Source organism: Streptomyces sp. NPDC093071 (assembly GCF_044754545.1).
Lineage (GTDB): Bacteria > Actinomycetota > Actinomycetes > Streptomycetales > Streptomycetaceae > Streptomyces.
Genome location: NZ_JBIVPH010000001.1, coordinates 359964 through 377184, shown reverse-complemented (window position 1 = coordinate 377184; position 17221 = coordinate 359964). Strand labels below are relative to the sequence as shown.

Sequence of the window (17221 nt, the reverse complement as noted above, 5' to 3'; positions counted from 1 at the left end):
CCCGCCGCGCTCACCCCACGCACCACGACACCGAAGGAGACAGCAGGTGACCAGCGTCCAGCGCTTCTCGCCGACGAGCACCACGCCACCCCGACGCCGCGCCCCGCACCGTTTCGCCCTGTCGGCCCTGACGTCCCTGCTCGTCGCCGCCGGCGTCCTCGTCGGGGCCTCGCCCGCCCACGCCGCCCCGAGCGACCTGTGCGCCCAGGTCGGCTACAACGCCGGCTTCCGGGGCGACAGCCTGGTGACCGCCGTCGCCGTCGCCCTCGCGGAGTCCAGCTGCAACCCGTCGGCGTCCAACGTCCAGAACAACACGCCCCCCTCCACCGACCGGGGCCTGTGGCAGATCAACGACTACTGGCACTCCGAGGTGAGCGACGCCTGCGCGTACAACGCCCAGTGCAACGCCGACGAGGCCTTCCGCATCTCCTCCGGCGGTACGAACTGGCAGCCCTGGTCCACCTACAACCAGGGTGCGCACAAGCGGCACCTGGGCGAGGCCCGGTCGGCGGTGGACCGCCTCGGCCGTCCCGGCGAACCCGGCCCCAAGCCGCTGGTGTACCCGGCGGAGTCGGGCCGTGTGGTCTCCGCGCGGTCGGCGGACGGGCGCCTGGAGGTCTTCGCGGCCGGAGCCGACGGGATCCACCACGCCTGGCAGGTCGAGGCGAACGGCGCCTGGTCCGCGTGGGAGCCCCTCGGCGGCCCCGGCAACGCCGAACTGGCGATCGCGCCGAACGCGGACGGACGCCTGGAACTGCTCGCGCTCAACGGCAACACCTTCCAGCACCGCTACCAGCTGGCCCCCTCCGGTGGCTGGTCGGGCTGGGAGTCCTTCGGCGGCGGCGGGAAGGACGTGGCCGCCGGAGTCAACGCCGACGGTCGGATCGAGGTGTTCGCCTCCGGTCCGGTGGGCCTGTTCCACAAGTACCAGACCGCGCCGAACGGCGGCTGGTCGGACTGGGAGCCGACCGGCGGTGGCCCCGCCGACAGCCGCGTGGAGATGGAGAAGGCCAAGGACGGACGCCTCGAGGTCTTCGCCATCAACGGGAGCACCTTCCAGCACCAGTACCAGACGGCGCCGAGCGGCGGCTGGTCGGGATGGGAGGACTTCGGCGGCGGTGGCAAGGACGTGTCCGTGGACCACAACGCCGACGGCCGGATCGAGGTATTCGCCTCCGGGCCCGTCGGGGTCTTCCACAAGTACCAGACCAGTGCGACGAGTTGGTCCGGCTGGGAGCCGACCGGCGGGCCCGCCGACTCGCAGCTCAGCAGCGAGCGCACTCCGGACGGGCGTGTCGAGGTGTTCGCGATCAACGGCAGTACGGCGGCGCACATCTGGCAGACCGGGGTCAACGCTCCGTACGGCCAGTGGGAGACCTTCGGCACCGGCGGCACGGAAGTCGTCGCCGCCACCAACGCGGACGGCCGGATCGAGGTCTTCGGCACCAGTCACGCGGGCGTCTACCACAAGTGGCAGACCGGGTTCGCCAGTTGGTCCGACTGGGCCTGGGTGAACAACACCGCTGGCCCCGCCCTCGACTGACCCGCCACCACCCTCACGGCCCGCGGCCGGCCGATCCCCCCCGCCCGGCCGGCCGCGAGCCCCTTCCGGAGACGTACATGCGACCGATCAGCAGAAGGAACCTGTTGCGGGGCACCGCGGCGGCGGGCGCCCTCCCCCTCCTCGGAGCCGGCGCGACCACGGCGGCGGCGGGAACCGTCCCGGCCCCGCGCTGGATCGGCGCGGGCCCCTTCACGCACGTGTACGACCCCTCCACCGCCGCCGGTCCGCGCTACCTCAACGACCACACGCTGATCAGGGCGCGGGGCCGCTGGCACCTGTTCAGCATCGTCGGGAACAGCGCCCCGCGCGGCGAGTCCCCGGACAGCGCGGCGGAGACCTCCTTCGCCCACGCCTCCGCCCCCACCCCGTACGGGCCGTGGACCACCCACGCCGACGCCCTCACCGTCGACCCGTCGTACCACGGCGAGGAGCACCTGTGGGCGCCGCACGTCGTCGAGGCGGACGGCCGGTTCTGGATGTTCTACGCCGCCGGCGGCGCGAACGGCGCGGCGATCAACCTCGCCACCTCCACCGACCTGTTCACCTGGACCCGCGAGCCGTCCGGACCGCTCTTCCGGGGCCTCGTCGCGCGCGACCCGATGGTGCTGCGGACCGGCGACGCCTGGACCATGTACTACACCGAGCTCTCGGGCCCGGGCGGCCACCACGTCGTGGCCCACCGCAGGTCCGCCGACCTCGTCCGCTGGAGCGCGCCGGGCGTGGCCTTCACCGACGCGAGCACGGACGCCACCGTCTCGGTCACCGAGTCGCCGTACGTCGTCGCACGCGACGGCTGGTACTACCTGTTCCTCGGCCCCAGGGGAGGCTACGAGGGGACCGACGTCCTGGCGTCCCGCGACCCCCACCGCTTCGACGTCACGGGGTACGCGGGCCACGTGGCCGGCCACGCCGTCGAGGTGGTCGCCGACGGGGACACCTGGTACGCCAGTGCCGCCGGCTGGTTCCGGCAGGGGCTGTACGTGGCGCCCCTGGAGTGGCGGGACACCCCGCCGCCCTGGCAGAGCCCGGACAACCCGGTGGCCGCCCTCGACGCCTCCGGCCGCCTCACGGTGTTCGCGCTCGCCGCCGCCGACCGCTCGATGCTCCGGCGCGTCCAGCTCGACCCGGCCAACGACACCTGGTCGGGCTGGGAGACCTTCGGCGGCCCGGCCGGAGCGGTCCCCACCCTGGGCCGGAACGCGGACGGCCGCCTGGAGGTGTTCTCGCTCGCGCCGGGAGGCGCGAACCTGCACCACCGGGTCCAGCGGCCCGACGGCGGCTGGGACGGCTGGGAGGAGTTCGGCGGCCCGGCGGGCGCAGCCCCCGCCGTCGCCCGTGACGCCGCCGGCCGTCTGGAGGTCTTCGCGCCGAGCCCCTGCGGCGCCTCCGTCGCCCGGCGCCGGCAGCGGACGCCCGGATCGCCCGACTGGGACCCGTGGGAGCCGGGCTTCGGCGGGGCCGTGGGCGCACCGCCCGCGGTGGCCGTCAACGCCGACGGGCGCCTGGAGGTCTTCGCCCTCGAACCCGGCGGCTCCGGAATCCGGCACCGGTGGCAGGAGGGCCCCGGCGGGGCCTGGACCCCCGCCTGGCACCGGTTCGGCACCGCCGCCGGCACCGCACCGCGCGCGGCCAGGGACGGCGGCGGGCGGCTCACCGTGACCGCCGTCGGCCCCTCGGGCGCGGGAACCTTCGCCCGGCGCCAGACCGTGCCGAGCGGCGGCTGGGACGAGTGGCTCCCGCTCTTCGGCTGGAGCGCCGCCGCCCCCGCGCTCGCCGTCAACGCCGACGGGCGCCTCGAAGCCTTCTCCCTGGCCCCCGGCGGCGCCCGACTCGTACACCGCTGGCAGACCGGCCCCGGCGGACCCTGGGACCCCGCCCGGGAGTTCGGCGAGCCCGGCCTCCGGCTCGCCGCCACGCCCACGGCCGCGGTCGACGCCACCGGACGGATCCACGTCCTCGCCGTCACCGTCGACGGGCTGGTCCGCACCCGGGTGCAGGAACGGCCCAGCGGCGGCTGGCGCCCGTGGAGCGCGTTCGGCGACCGCCCGGTCGCGCCGCTCGTCTCCGGAACCCCTTCCGGCTGACCCCCGCCCCTCCGGCCGCGCCGCTCGGATCGCGCCAAGAGAGGCGCGGGAGAAAGGGGGACCGGCGGGGCGGAGACCGTGACGGACCGGCCTCCGCCGCCGTCCGGAGCAGTGACCTTTCCCACCTTGTGCCCGCCCCCGGACCGGGTCCCTCCCGCCCGGACCCGTCTCCCCGAAGACGCCGGAACGCCATCTTCCGGCGTTCCGGAAACCGGAAAAACACTCTCATGACCGTTTCGGCGGGGGAGCCGTGGTGTCCCGCGTCACAACGCGGCCGGAGCGGCCCCGCGCCCCGGAACACCCCTTCGTCCGCCCGCCGGACGGCCGTGGAACCCAGACGGCGAGTCCCGGCCGAAGTGGCCGAAGCACGCCGGTGAACCGCCCGGACGGGTGGGTATCGTTCCGCTCGTCCGACAACCGGGACGGGGAACGGGGGAACGGTGAGCGGCGTGGTCGTCCATCTTCCGCAGGGCGTCGGGGGCGCCGACGGCGACGAACGGCGCACCGGCGCGGTGACGCTGCGGCTCGGCCCGGGCGAGGTCGCCCGCTTCGGGCGCGGCTCCCCGGCCGTCCCCGTCGAACTCCGCCTGGCCGACGCGGCGGTCTCCCGGCTCGCCGGGGAGATCCGCGTGACCGACGACCACTGGCAGCTGACGAACCACAGCACCAGCCACAGCTACCTGGTGGAGAACCCGGAGGGCGCGGGCGAGTACCTCAGGGTCCCGCCCCGGCGGGTCGGGGCGCCCGTCCCCTTCGAGTTCGCCCGGGTCGTCCTGCCCGCCCGGGGTGAAACCCCCGTCTCCTTCCAGGTGTTCGCCCCGGACCACGTCTACCTCGACCCCGAGGCCGTGGGCGGCCCCTGGGGAAGCCGTACGGTCACCGCGTACTCCTTGGACGAGACCGCCACCTACTTCCTCGTCCTCGTCGCGCTCTGCGAGCCGCGCCTGCGCGACCAGTCCCGCGTGGCGGTCCCCACCACCCCCAGCATCGCCGAGCGGCTCAGGGCCCACCCCGCCCACGCCGCCCTCACCACCCGGGCGATCAGCTCGCACATCGACTACCTCGCCGAGGAGAAGCTGCGCATCGAGGTCCCCGGCGCCCACGACCCGGGCAAGGGCGAACGCCGCAACGGCAAACGGGAGGAGATCGTCGGGCTCGCCCTCAGGTTCGGGCTCGTACGGGAGGAACACCTCGCGCTGCTGCCGCCCGTGACCGGGGCCGGCGGGCGGGAGCGGCAGACCGCGCGATGACACCGCCGCACGCCGTGGACGGCACCACGGGACGCGACGGTACGGACCTGCTCCCGCCCGGCCACCGGGTGGGGCGGTGGGAGGTCGTCACACCGATCGGATCCGGCGGCTGGGCTACCGTCTACGTGGGCCGTCCGGCCGACGGCCCCGAGGACCGGTCCGAAGGGACCTCCCGTACCGGCGGGGCCTCCCGGCCCGGCGGGGCGGACGTCGCCCTCAAGGTCATGCCGACCGCCGGGCTCGCGCCGCGTCAGGCCCGGGGGATCGTGGAGTCCGCGCGCCGTGAGGTCGAACTCGGCCGCAGGGCCGGGCACCCCCGGCTCATCGGCCTCCTGGACTCCTTCGTGCTCTCCGCGCCGGACCGCCCCTCCCTGGACGGCGCGATCGTGCTCGTCATGGAGCGGGCCGAGCGCAGCCTCCGGGACCTCATCGACGCGGGAGTGCCCGGGGCCGACCGCGGCCGGATCGTCGAGGGCATCTGCGAAGGGCTCGCCCACCTCCACCGGTCGGGCTGGGTCCACGCCGACCTCAAGCCGGAGAACGTCCTCCTCGGCAGGGACGGCTCCGTGGAGCTCTCGGACTTCGGCCTCGCCACCGAACTGACCGGCACCCACGGCTACGTGCCCCCGATGGGGACCCTCGACTACCTCCCGCCCGAGCGCTGGCGGGCGCCCCTCGGGGAACTCGGCGTCCGGATCCGGCCCAGCGCCGACGTCTGGGCCCTCGGCATCGTCGTCCACGAGCTGTTCGCCTCCGGCGTCCCGCCGTTCCCCGGGGCCACGCCCGTCGCGCGGGGCGCCGCCGTCCAGGCGTACGGCGAGGGGCGCGCGCCCCTCCGGACGAGCCATGCCCTGCCCCCGTTCTGGCGCGCGTTCGTCACCGACTGCCTCGCCCCGACCCACGCGGCCCGCGCCCCGCACACGGCCGAGAGCCTGCTCGCCCGCGCCGCCGCCCGGCCGGAGGAGCGGGAGACGGGAGGAGCGGGACGGCCGCGCGGCCGGAGGACCCGCGCCGTCGTCCTCGCCGCCGCGCTCTGCGGAACCGCCGGCGCGACCCTCTGGTCGGACGCCGTCCGGGGCGGCGCCCCCGCACCGCAGGGCGGCGCGGCCGTCCGGGTCTTCAACGCGGAGCGGGGCTGCCAGGACCGGACCGACCGGGACCCGCAGTGCAGCCTCGGCCTGGCGGTCGACCCCCGGAGCCCGTACACCGCGGACAACGTCGTCCCGACCCGGGTGTGGCACGGCGACCTCCTCACGGCCGACTGCCAGGTGCCCGACGGGGAACCCATCGTCGACGAGGAGGACCTGCGGTCCACCCGGTGGTTCCGCGTCCGCCTCCCGTACGGCTCCGAACCGTCCGACGCCTGGCTCCCCGCCGTACGGACGAAGGACCGCCCGGCGCTGCCGCGCTGCCCCGATACGCGGTGGCGTCATCGGGATTTCATCGGTCCTCCCTAGCGTGGCCGCGTCCGGACGAAGGCATGCACCCCAGGGAAGGACGCCTCCGTGCCACGCAGGAGAACCAGAGCGAGACTGCCGATCGCGGTCATGGCCGCGCTGGCGGTGACGAGCACGACGGCCTCCGCCGGGACACCGGCCGCCGCGGCGCCCGCCGCCGGGCCGGACCGGCCGACGATCCGCTACACCGAGTACGGGATCCCGCACATCATCGCCTCGGACTGGGAGGGGCTGGGAACGGGTTACGGGTACGCCGCGGCCAAGGACAACATCTGCACCCTGGCCGACACCTATCTGATGGTCGACGCCCAGCGGTCCCGGTACCTGGGCCCCGACGGCAGAGCGAGCCCCGGGCAGAACCAGAACACCACCACCAACCTCAACAGCGACCTGTACTTCCAGCGCCTCAAGGACGACCGCGTGGTGGAGCGGCTGCTCGACCTGCCCGCGCCCGACGGGCCGGAGCCGGAGGTCCGGGAGACCGTGCGCGGCTACGTCCGGGGGTACAACCGGTACCTGGCGGAGACGGGCGCGTCCGGCATCACCGACCCGGCCTGCAAGGGAGCGGCCTGGGTGCGGCCGATCACGGAGCTGGACGTCTACCGGCACGCCCACGCCGAGATCATCATGGGCGGCGCCGACGCCCTCCTCGACGGACAGGTGAACGCCGTGCCCCCGGGCGCCGGGAGCGCGAGCTTGCCGAAGTCCCCGAAGCCCTCGAAACCGGTGAAGCCGGCGAAGCCCGAGGAGGTCGCGAAGGGGATCCGCGCCGCCCTGGAGGCCAACCGCCGGGACAGCATGGGCAGCAACGCGCTCGCGGTCGGCGCGCAGGGCGTCTCCGGCGGCACCGGCATGTTGCTCGCCAACCCCCACTTCCCCTGGCAGGGCAAGAACCGGATGTGGCAGAGCCATCTGACGATCCCGGGGAAGCTCAACGTCTCCGGCGCCAGTCTGCTCGGGCTGCCCGCCGTGAACATCGGGCACAACGACGACGTCGCCTGGAGCCACACCGTCGCCACGGTGGCCCCCTTCGGCCTCTTCGACGTGCAGGTCGACCCGCTGAACCCGACCGCGTACCTGGTCGACGGCGTCTGGGAGCGGATGACCTCGCAGCGGGTCTCCGTCGACGTGCGGAACGCGGACGGCTCGCTCGGCAAGGTCACCCGGACGCTGTGGTCCACCCGCTACGGGCCGGTCACCACCTCGATCATGGGCTACCCGCTGCCCTGGGTGGTCAGCGCGCACGTGGTGCGCGACCCGAACAGGGACAACCTGCGGGCGCTGAACACCTGGTTCGGCCTCGACCGGGCCCGGGACGTCCACGACGTGGTGGACGTCCTGGAGACCACCCAGGGCGTCCCCTTCTTCAACACGGTCGCCGCCGACCGCGCGGGCAACGCGCTGTACGCGAACATCCAGGCCGTACCGAACATCACCGACGAGCACGCGCGGGCGTGCCTCACCGAGACCGGGAAGCTCCTCTTCCACCAGACGGTCCCCGGGTCGAACGCCCCGCCGGTCTCCATCCTCGACGGCAAGCGCAGCGCCTGCGACTGGCCCGACGACCCCGACGCGGCCGCGCCGGGCCTCCTCGACCCGCACGTACAACCACGCCTGATCCGCTCCGACTTCGTGGGCAACGCCAACGACAGCCCCTGGCTGGCCAACCCCGAACAGCCGCTGTCCTACCCTCGGGTGATGGGAGACACGGCGGCGCCCCGGTCGCTGCGGACCCAGGAACTGATCCTGACCGCGCGGAAGCGGATCGACGGCACCGACGGCCTCCCGGGCCGGGGCTTCACGCCGGAGACCATGGGACGGCTGCTCTTCGCCGACAACAGCAGGGCCGCCGACCTCACCCTCGACGCCACGGTGAAGGCCTGCCGGGACGTCCCCTTCGGACTCGTCCTGGTGGACGGCAACCTGGTCGACGTCCGGGAGGCGTGCCCGGTCCTCGCCGCCTGGAAGAGCCACGACTTCACGGCGGACAGCCGGGGATCCTGGCTGTTCGCGCACTACTGGGCGTACCTGAGCGGCGGGAAGAGGCTCGGGGACCTGCCGTGGAAGGTTCCCTTCGACCCGAAGAGCCCGGTGCACACGCCGAATTCGCTGGACTCCGGGAACTCCGCCGTCCGCGACGCCCTCGCCCGGGCCGTACTCGCGCTGCGCAAGGCGGGCGTCCCGCTGAACGCGCAACTGTCGGACGTCCAGCGGATCACCCGAGCCGGCGAGCAGATCCCGATCCACGGCTCGCTCGGGGAGCTGGGCGTGCTGAACGTCATCACTCCCGGCCAGGTCGACGGGAAGTTCGACGTCACCTTCGGATCCAGTTTCGTCCAGCAGGTGCGGTTCACCGCCGACGGCCCGCCCGAGGCGTACTCCGTCACGGCCTACTCCCAGTCGGCCGACCCGACCTCGCCCCACCACGCCGACCAGACCAGGCTGTTCGCGGCGAGCGGATGGGTCACCGGGCGGTTCACCGAGGAGCAGATCGCGGCCTCGCCGGAACTGCGGATCGAGGTCCTGGACTGAAACCGCTCCGCACCCTCACGAAAGGGAACGCCATGACAGGAACACCGCACGGAACATCCCAGGGGACACCGCGCAGGACACCGAGCAGGGCGTCTCACAGGGCGTCGCACTGGTGGAGGACCGCCGTGGCGTGGATGGTCGCGGCCGTGGCCGTCCTCGCCCCGGCCGGGACGGCGCGGGCCGCCGAGCCCACCGTCCCGCCGAAGCTGGAGGACGGGTTCGGCCTCACCCAGGCCGCCCCGCCCGTGGGCACCGCCCGCGACTTCCACCTCACGGTCACCACGCCCGAGGTGGCCGGCGAGCAGCACATCAAGATCATCCTGCCGAGCGGGTACTACGACGACCCGACCCGGCGCTACCCCGTGCTCTACTTCCTGCACGGCTCGCCCGACGACCCGGTCGGGCAGAACTATCCCGCGCTGCGGATGTCCGACCAGATGATCACCGTCATCCCGGACGGCGGCGCCCGGGGCTGGTACGCCAACTGGCTCAACCAGAAGACCGCGGCCGGTGCCCAGAACTGGGAGAACTTCCACCTCAAGCAGGTCATCCCGTTCATCGACGCCAACCTGCGGACGGTCGCCACCAAGAAGGGCAGGGCCGTCGCCGGGGTCTCCATGGGCGGGTTCGGCGCCTTCCACTACGCCCAGGTCCGGCCCGACCTGTTCAGCCAGACCGCGTCCCTGTCGGGAGACATCGACCTGTCGGCCAGGTCCATGGACCTGCGGTTCGCGGTGGTCGCCTCCCTCATCGACGCCCAGGGCGCGGCCTGCGCCTCGGCGTCCGGGTTCTGCGACCCGAACGACTCGCCGTACAAGCCCGGCGTGGACAGCGACGCCGCGTTCGGCTCGCCCTACCCGGTGTTCAACGCCGACTGGCGGTGGAACCAGGTGGACCCGCAGCAGCACATGGACAAGCTCGCCGGGATCGGGATCTCCATCTACACGGGCGACGGCGGCGGTTCGATCGGCACCCTGGAGTTCTGGGTCGCGGGCGCGGCCAAGAACGTCAAGGCCCGGCTGGACGCCCTCGGGATGCCGTACTACTACGTCAACTACGGCGACGGTTCCGGCTGGGGCACCCGGTGCGACGGCGACCACAACGCGGGCTGCTGGGAGGAGGACCTCCGGGACCTGATCCCCCGTCTGGAGCGGTCCTTCGCCTCCTGACCCCGCGGGGGCCGGTCCCGTCACCGCCCGGTGACGGGACCGGCCTCGTCCCCGCGCAGGATCCTCCGGTGCGTCCGCCGCAGCAGCGGGCTCGGCGGAACCCCCAGCTCCTCGGCGAGCCGGCGCCGGACGCCGTCGAACACGCTCAGCGCGTCGGCCTGCCGGCCCGTCCGGTGCAGCGCGCGCATCAGCATCGCCGCCACCGGCTCGTCCAGGGGACGGGCCGCCGACAGGGCGAACAGCTCCGCGATCGTCTCGGAGTACCGCCCGAGGCGCAGCTGGCACTCCAGCTTCCGCTGGACGACGGCGATCCTGCGCTCACCGAGCCGCAGCCGCTCCAGCTCGGCCAGCGGACCGGGCAGACCGTCCAGCGGCTCCCCGCGGAACAGCCCCAGGGCCAGGGAGCACAGGCGGACCACCTCGTCCGGGGCGTCCGCCCGCTCCGCCGCCCCGACGCGGGCGATCAGCTCCTCCAGGCGCGCCGCGTCCACGTCCACCGCGCCGGGAGCCAGCCGGTAGCCGCGCCGGTCGTACTCGATGACCCGGTCGGGGCCGTCCCCGGCGCACAGGGCCTTGCGCAGCCGGTAGACGTACACCGGGACCACGTTCGCGACCGGCGGTTCCGTCCCCCACACCCCGTCGAGCAGCACCCGCCGGCTGACCGTCCGCCCCGCGCTCAGCGCCAGCGCCGCCAGGACGGCCTGCTGGCGGAGGTGCCCCAGGGCCAGGGGCCGCCCGTCCCGCCACGCCCGCACCGGCCCGAGCACGGAGATCCGCACCTCAGGCCCGGCCGCCCGGCGGACGGCGGCCCCCGGCACCCGCTCCGCCCGCCGTGCGCGGGGGCCGCGGCCGGGGACGGCCAGACCGCAGTCGAAGGCGTGGACGATGGCGGCGGCCCGGTCGCGCAGCCCGAGCTTCACCAGGATCCGCGCGAGGTGCTCGGCCACGGCGTCCTCCGGCAGGGCGAGGGCGGCGGCGATCTCGTCGTCCCGCAGGCCGCAGCCGACCGCGGAGAGCACCTCGCGCTCCCGGGGCCCGAGCACGGCGGCCGTCGGCCGGTCCGTGGTGGCGGTCGTCGACAACACTGCCCCCCGAACTGCGAACCCCGACATGGGAGTCGAGGACTTCAGCCCGCGAACCGGCCGGTCCGGCGGACGCCGTCGACAAGGTAGCCACGGGAGCGCCGCGCGGGGCATCCGGAACGATCCGGAGTGACACGCGCGGCCGGGTCCCGGACGGCACCGGACGGCCGCCCGGCCGCCGAGGGGGAGCGGGAGGCGGCAGCCGGCGGCCGGGAAGACTTCCGGGATCCGGCAGTGAACCCCCGTACCGCCGCGTGGCACCATGGACCGGCCCGCGCCGGAGCGATCATGAGGGGCCATCGGGAACGGCGCCGGTTCCGGCCCCTGGCATCCGAGGGGGAACCATGACCGTAGTGCCTCAGGCGAACGGGCGGCTGCAGACCGGCGGGCGCATGGTCGTGTGCGGGGACGACGCGCTCGCGCACCGGATCGCCGCCGAACTCGCCGACGTGTACCGGCAGTCCGTCACCCTGGTCGTCCCGCCGCCGCCCGGTTTCGAGGGGGCGGCGGGCCCGCCGGCCGGTCTCTCCCGGGCCTCGGCGCTGTTCGGCCGGATGAGCGCGGCGGTCGGGCGGCCCGGCGGACCGCCGGGCGAGGTCGTGGAGGCCTCGCCGGGCGCGGGGGTGCGGGAGGTGACCGCCGCCGTGCCCGACGACCGGACCCTGTCGGAGGTCGGCGTGGCACGGGCCGCGGCCCTCGCCCTGCTCTACGAGGACGACGAGGCCAACATGCGGGCCGCGTTCCTCGCCCGGCGCCTCAACCCGAGGATCCGGCTGGTCCTCCGGATGTACAACCGGAACCTCGGCCGGCGCATGGCCGAGCTGCTCGACCAGGCCACCGACCTCACGCTCCCCGAGAACGACCGCGGCCGGCACGACGCCTCGACGATCGTCCTCTCCGACGCCGACACCACCGCCCCGGCGCTCGCCGCCACCGCCGTCGCCGGGACCCGCAAGATCGTCCAGGCCGACGGACTGCTGCTGCGCGCCGCCGAGCGGCTGCCCAGCCGCCCCGGGGACGTGGCCGCGCCCGGCCTCGCGACCCTCGCCCTGCTGTCCTCCACCACCAGCGACCCGGCCGGTGCCGAGGGCTCCGACCGCAGCGGCCCGCACGCCCCCCACCTGCTCCCCGACGACGCCGCCGTACGGGCCGCGACCGGCCGCGGCACCATCGTCCTGGAGGCCGTCACCCACGAGCCGGTCACGCCCCGCAGGCGCACGAGCCGGGGGGCCTCGCTCAAGGAACTCCTCTCGCGCCGGCTGCGCTGGGCCCTCGCGGGCGTCGTCGCGGCCGTGACCGTCCTGGCCGTCGTCTCCTCGGTCATCACCGACGACTCCCCGCTGCACGCCGTCTACATCACCCTGCTCGACCTGTTCGCCATCGCCGAACCCGCCGTCGACGACTCCGCCCCCCGCCAGATCCTCCAGCTCCTCACCGGCTTCGTCGGCCTCGCCCTGCTGCCCCTGCTCGTCGCCGGCGCCCTGGAGGCCCTCGGCGCCTACCGCAGCGCCGCCGCGCTGCGCCGGCCGCCGCGCGGACTCGCCGGGCACGTCGTCCTGCTCGGCCTCGGCAAGATCGGCACCCGCGTCCTGGCACAGCTCCGCGAGCTCGACATCCCCGTGGTGTGCGTGGAGGACGACCCCGACGCCCGGGGCGTCGCGCTCGCCCGGAGCCTGCGCGTCCCCGTCGTCCTCGGCGACGTCACCCAGGAAGGCGTCCTGGAGGCGGCCAAGGTGCGCCGCGCGCACGCGCTCCTCGCCCTCACCAGCGCCGACACCACCAACCTGGAGGCCGCGCTGTACGCGCGCACGCTCGCGCCGGAGCTGCTCGTCGCCCTGCGCCTGTACGACGACGACTTCGCCACCGCCGTCTACCGCACCCTGCGCGCCGCCCACCCCGACGCCCTCACCCGCAGCCGCAGCGTCTCCACCCTCGCCGCGCCCGCCTTCGCCACCGCGATGATGGGCCGTCAGATCCTCGGCGCCATCCCCGTCGAACGCCGGGTGCTGCTCTTCGCCGCGCTCGACGTCGCCGGACAGCCGCAGCTGGAGGGGCGCACGGTCCAGGAGGCCTTCCGGCCCGGCGCCTGGCGCGTCCTCGCCCTCGACACCACCGCCCCCCAGGCCCGTCGCCCCGACCTCACCGCAGCCCACGACCGCGACGCCCCGCCGGGCCTCCTGTGGGACCTCCACTCCGGCTACGTCCTGCGCCCCGAGGACCGCGTCGTGATCGCGGCGACCCGCGCCGGCCTCGCCGAACTCCTCGAACGCTCCCGCACACCCTCCGACCGGAGGCGGTGACCCCCGGCCCCCGGCCCTTGGATTCAGGAGCGGGAGCGGCCGTCACAGCTCCTGACCCGGCCAGCCCAGGAGACGGGCGCCGATGACGGCGGTCTGGAGGGTGTAGCGCTGGGCCGGGTCGCCGGGGTCGGTGCCCGTGAGCCGGTGGACGCGGTCGAGCCGGTAGGTCACGGCCCGGACGCTCAGGGAGAGGCGCCGGGCCGTCTCGGCGGCGACGCAGCCCGTGTCGAAGTACGCCGAGAGCGTGTCGATCAGCGGCCGGGCGCCGCCCCGCGCCTCCTGGAGCGGGCCCAGGACGCTGACCACCAGGTCGGCCATGGCCTGGCGGTCACGGGTGAGGACCGGATAGACGAGGAGGTCGGCGGCGCGCAGCACCGGGTCGTTCAGGTCGAGCCGGGCCGCCAGGTCGAGCGCGTTCAGGGCCTCCTCGTACGAGTGGACGACACCGCCCGGACCCGAGTGGGCGCGCCCGAGGGCGACCTGTCCGCCGTCGGTCGCCGCGTACGCCTGCTTTGCGAAGAAGGACAGCACCTCCTGCTGGTCGGCCGGGGCGACGCAGACGAGGCGCCCCTCCTTCGTGGTGATCAGGATGCGCCGCCGGCCGAACCGGGCCGTGAGCGCCGTCTCGACGGTCCGGGTGACGGACGCCCCGTCCTCGTACGGCTCCCTGCCCTGCGCCACGGCCACCGCGTGCGCGTGGGCGAGCAGCAGGCCGAAGCGCTCGGCGCGTTCGGCGAGGCGCCCGAGGTCGCTCCGCCCGTACAGCAGGTCGTCGATGAACTCGCGCCGTGACGCCTCCTCCTGGCGCACGGCCAGGAGCCCCGCCCGCTCGTGCCCCTCCGCGAAGGCGTCGACCGCCTGCTCGACGGCGGTGAGGAGGTGGTCGCCGGAGGCGCGCGGCAGCCCTGTCCGCAGCTCCCCGGCGGCCGAGAGGTGCGCCCGTATCAGGGCGCGCAGCCCGACCCCGGCCTCGGCGGCCCGCTCGCCGCGGGCCCGCAGCGTCTCCAGTTCGTCGCGGGTCAGCCGCCGGCCCGTCGCCGAGGCCCCCGCCAGGATCTCCGCGTACCCCTCCAGGTACTCCCCGGACATCACCCGTTCCACCATCGGACTCCCCGCCCCTCCACGTCACTCGAACCCCCCCTCGGCGCGCCGCCCAGGGGCGGTCACCGGCATCAAGGATGCGTCAAGATTGCCGGAAACCGGCAACGCGAACAAGTAGATGGCCGTGCCACGATGGTTCCACGGAGGGCACGTCCACCGGCGGGATGCCGTGAACGGGCAACGAAAGCCGCGCACCGAGGGGGAGGGAAGCACGATGAGTGAGTCCCCGACCGGTGCCCGCTTCCCCTCCGGTGCCGATCTCCCGGTCCGTTCCGGCCTTCCGGTTCGTTCCGGCCTTCCGGTCCACGAACGCTTCCCGTCCCGCGACCGCCTCCCGGCCGCGCCGGCGTGCCGCGGTCTCGCGCGGCGCACGGCGAAGCTCTTCCCCGACGAACCGTAGCCGTCCCGGGCGGACTCCGGTCCCCGGGCACGGCTCCTCCACGGCCGGCGGGCGACAGCGCCCGCGCGGGGCGGCCCCGCCGCGGCCCCCACCGGCCCGCGGCGCGGACGCGACGCCGCCCTGCTCTCCCACCTCCCTCATACACACGGGGTTTCCATGGATGCCATCACCCTGGGCATCGGCGTGCTCGTCGCCGTCGTCCTGCTCTTCGCCCTCCTCCTCGTCCTCGTGGTCGGCCGACTGTTCCGCAAGGTGGAACAGGGCAAGGCGCTGATCGTCTCGAAGATGCGGAAGGTCGACGTCACCTTCACCGGACAGGTCGTCCTGCCCGTGCTGCACAAGGCCGAGGTCATGGACATCTCGGTCAAGACCATCGAGATCTCCCGCACCGGCCGCGACGGCCTGATCTGCCGGGACAACATCCGCGCCGACATCCGGATCTCCTTCTTCGTCCGCGTCAACAAGACCGCCGAGGACGTCATCCGGGTCGCCCAGGCCATCGGCACCGCCCGCGCCAGCGACAAGGACACCCTCCAGGAGCTGTTCAACGCCAAGTTCTCCGAGGCCCTCAAGACCGTCGGCAAGCAGCTCGACTTCACCGACCTCTACACCAAGCGCGAGGAACTGCGCTTCCGGATCATCGAGATCATCGGCATCGACCTCAACGGCTACAGCCTGGAGGACGCGGCCATCGACTACCTGGAGCAGACCCCGCTGAACCAGCTCGACCCCGGCAACATCCTCGACGCCCAGGGCATCCGCAAGATCACCGAGCTGACCGCCGCCGAGAACGTGCGCACCAACGAGTTCCGCCAGCACGAGCAGAAGGAGATCACCCGGCAGAACGTCGACGCCCGCGAGGCCATCCTGGAGCTGGAGCGGCGCCAGGCCGACGCCGAGATCAAGCAGAAGCGCGAGATCGACACCGTACGGGCCCGCGAGGAGGCCGAGACCGCCCGGGTGGTGGAGGAGGAGCGGCTGCGGGCGCAGAGCGCCTTCCTGAAGACCGAGGAGCAGCTCGGCGTCCAGCGCGAGAACCAGGCCCGTGAGGTCGCGGTCGCGCAGAAGAACCGCGAGCGGGTCATCGCCGTCGAGAACGAGCGGATCGAGAAGGACCGCCTCCTGGAGGTCATCGCCCGCGACCGGGAGACCGAGCTGACCCGCATCTCCGCCGAGAAGGAGGTCGAGGCGGAGCGCCGGGACATCGCCGAGGTGATCCGCGAGCGGGTCGCCGTGGACCGCACGGTCGCCGAGCAGGAGGAGTCGATCAAGCGGCTGCGGGCGGTCGAGGAGGCCGAGCGCAACCGTCAGGCCATCGTCATCGCCGCCGAGGCCGAGGCCCAGGAGCGGCTGGTCAAGGACATCAAGGCCGCGGAGGCCGCCGAGCAGGCCGCCGTGCACCGGGCCGCCGAGGAGCTCACCCTCGCCGAGGCCCGCAACAAGGCCGCCGACATGGACGCCCGCGCCAAGATCCGCCTCGCCGAGGGCATCCAGGCCGAGGCCGCCGCCGAAGGGCTCGCGGCGGTCCAGGTCCGGGACAAGGAGGCCGACGTCATCGAGAAGGCGGGCCGCGCGGAGGCCGAGGCCACCGGGGCCCGGCTGCGCGCCGAGGCCGCCGGTGCCCGCGAGAAGGCCCTCGCGGAGGCCGAGGGTGCCCGCGAGAAGGCCCTCGCCGAGGCCACCGCGATCGGCGAGAAGCTGAAGGCCGAGGCCGCGGGCCTGACCGAGAAGGCGGCGGCGATGGCCGCCCTCGACGAGGCGTCCCGCACCCACGAGGAGTACCGCCTCCGCCTGGAGGCCGAGAAGGAGGTCCGGCTCGCCGGCCTCGACGTGCAGCGCCAGGTCGCGGAGGCGCAGGCCACCGTCCTCGCCACCGGCCTGGAGAACGCCGACATCAACATCGTCGGGGGCGAGTCCGTCTTCCTCGACCGGCTCGTGCAGTCCGTCTCGCTCGGCAAGTCCGTCGACGGCTTCGTCGGCAGCTCGCAGACCGCGCAGGCCCTCGCGGGCCCGTGGCTGGACGGCTCGCAGCCCTTCACCGAGGACCTGACGAACGTGCTCGGCTCGCTCTCCAGCTCCGACGTGCGCGACCTCAGCGTCTCGGCGCTGCTCGCGAAGCTCATGAAGTCCGGCGCGCTCGACGGCCACCTGCCGACGCCGTCCGCGCCGGTCGGGACCGCCGCGCTGAACGGCGCGGCCAAGGACTGACCGCCCACGGGGGGGTGGTCAGCACGGGTCCGGTGCCGGCGAACGGGGGAGTGGCCGGCACCGGACCCGCAGTC

10 protein-coding genes are annotated in these 17221 nt (G+C 74.3%); 8 read left to right on the top strand and 2 right to left on the bottom strand.

From position 1 onward, the window contains the following. Positions 1-46: 46 nt before the first annotated feature. The 6 genes from ACIQD7_RS01510 (at position 47) to ACIQD7_RS01485 (ending at position 10056) form a co-directional block, all read left to right on the top strand. Positions 47-1543 carry a hypothetical protein gene (locus tag ACIQD7_RS01510; RefSeq protein ID WP_402438484.1) on the top strand — a complete coding sequence of 499 codons (1497 nt, stop codon included), beginning with the start codon at positions 47-49 and terminating at the stop codon, positions 1541-1543. A gap of 77 nt (positions 1544-1620) precedes the next feature. After that, complete coding sequence (locus ACIQD7_RS01505; RefSeq protein ID WP_402438482.1) at positions 1621-3648, top strand: family 43 glycosylhydrolase; 2028 nt, start codon at positions 1621-1623, stop codon at positions 3646-3648. Positions 3649-4088: 440 nt separating this feature from the next. Then, on the top strand, positions 4089-4898 hold the full coding sequence (locus tag ACIQD7_RS01500) for a serine/threonine protein kinase (protein WP_402438480.1): 810 nt from the start codon (positions 4089-4091) through the stop codon (positions 4896-4898). After that, complete coding sequence (locus tag ACIQD7_RS01495) at positions 4895-6355, top strand: serine/threonine-protein kinase (protein WP_402438478.1); 1461 nt, start codon at positions 4895-4897, stop codon at positions 6353-6355. The genes ACIQD7_RS01500 and ACIQD7_RS01495 overlap by 4 nt, the downstream gene beginning before the upstream one ends. 48 nt (positions 6356-6403) lie before the next feature. Next, a complete protein-coding gene (locus ACIQD7_RS01490) occupies positions 6404-8887 on the top strand; it encodes a penicillin acylase family protein (protein ID WP_402438476.1) in 2484 nt (827 codons plus the stop codon). A 134-nt stretch (positions 8888-9021) separates the two neighbouring features. Beyond that, a complete protein-coding gene (locus ACIQD7_RS01485; protein WP_402439673.1) occupies positions 9022-10056 on the top strand; it encodes an alpha/beta hydrolase in 1035 nt (344 codons plus the stop codon). 20 nt (positions 10057-10076) lie between these two features. Here ACIQD7_RS01485 and ACIQD7_RS01480 read toward each other — a convergent pair whose 3' ends face one another. Beyond that, complete coding sequence (locus tag ACIQD7_RS01480; RefSeq protein ID WP_402438472.1) at positions 10077-11138, bottom strand: BTAD domain-containing putative transcriptional regulator; 1062 nt, start codon at positions 11136-11138, stop codon at positions 10077-10079. 344 nt (positions 11139-11482) lie between these two features. Here ACIQD7_RS01480 and ACIQD7_RS01475 point away from each other — a divergent pair, with 344 nt between their 5' ends. Further along, a complete protein-coding gene (locus ACIQD7_RS01475; RefSeq protein WP_402438469.1) occupies positions 11483-13438 on the top strand; it encodes a potassium channel family protein in 1956 nt (651 codons plus the stop codon). A gap of 42 nt (positions 13439-13480) precedes the next feature. Here the strand turns inward: ACIQD7_RS01475 and ACIQD7_RS01470 are convergent, their stop codons facing one another. Further along, complete coding sequence (locus ACIQD7_RS01470) at positions 13481-14542, bottom strand: PucR family transcriptional regulator (RefSeq protein ID WP_402438465.1); 1062 nt, start codon at positions 14540-14542, stop codon at positions 13481-13483. Positions 14543-15095: 553 nt separating this feature from the next. On the opposite strand from ACIQD7_RS01470, the gene ACIQD7_RS01465 reads away from it, so the two are divergent. Continuing rightward, on the top strand, positions 15096-17147 hold the full coding sequence (locus tag ACIQD7_RS01465) for a flotillin family protein (protein WP_402438462.1): 2052 nt from the start codon (positions 15096-15098) through the stop codon (positions 17145-17147). The last annotated feature ends 74 nt before the right edge of the window (positions 17148-17221 follow it).

Bases quoted from the DNA above. Each gene is read 5' to 3' on its own strand.
- ACIQD7_RS01505 (WP_402438482.1), top strand. From the start codon at position 1,621: ATGCGACCGATCAGCAGAAGGAACCTGTTGCGGGGCACCGCGGCGGCG.
- ACIQD7_RS01495 (WP_402438478.1), top strand. From the start codon at position 4,895: ATGACACCGCCGCACGCCGTGGACGGCACCACGGGACGCGACGGTACG.
- ACIQD7_RS01485 (WP_402439673.1), top strand. From the start codon at position 9,022: ATGGTCGCGGCCGTGGCCGTCCTCGCCCCGGCCGGGACGGCGCGGGCC.
- ACIQD7_RS01475 (WP_402438469.1), top strand. From the start codon at position 11,483: ATGACCGTAGTGCCTCAGGCGAACGGGCGGCTGCAGACCGGCGGGCGC.
- ACIQD7_RS01470 (WP_402438465.1), bottom strand. From the start codon at position 14,542: ATGGTGGAACGGGTGATGTCCGGGGAGTACCTGGAGGGGTACGCGGAG.
- ACIQD7_RS01465 (WP_402438462.1), top strand. From the start codon at position 15,096: ATGGATGCCATCACCCTGGGCATCGGCGTGCTCGTCGCCGTCGTCCTG.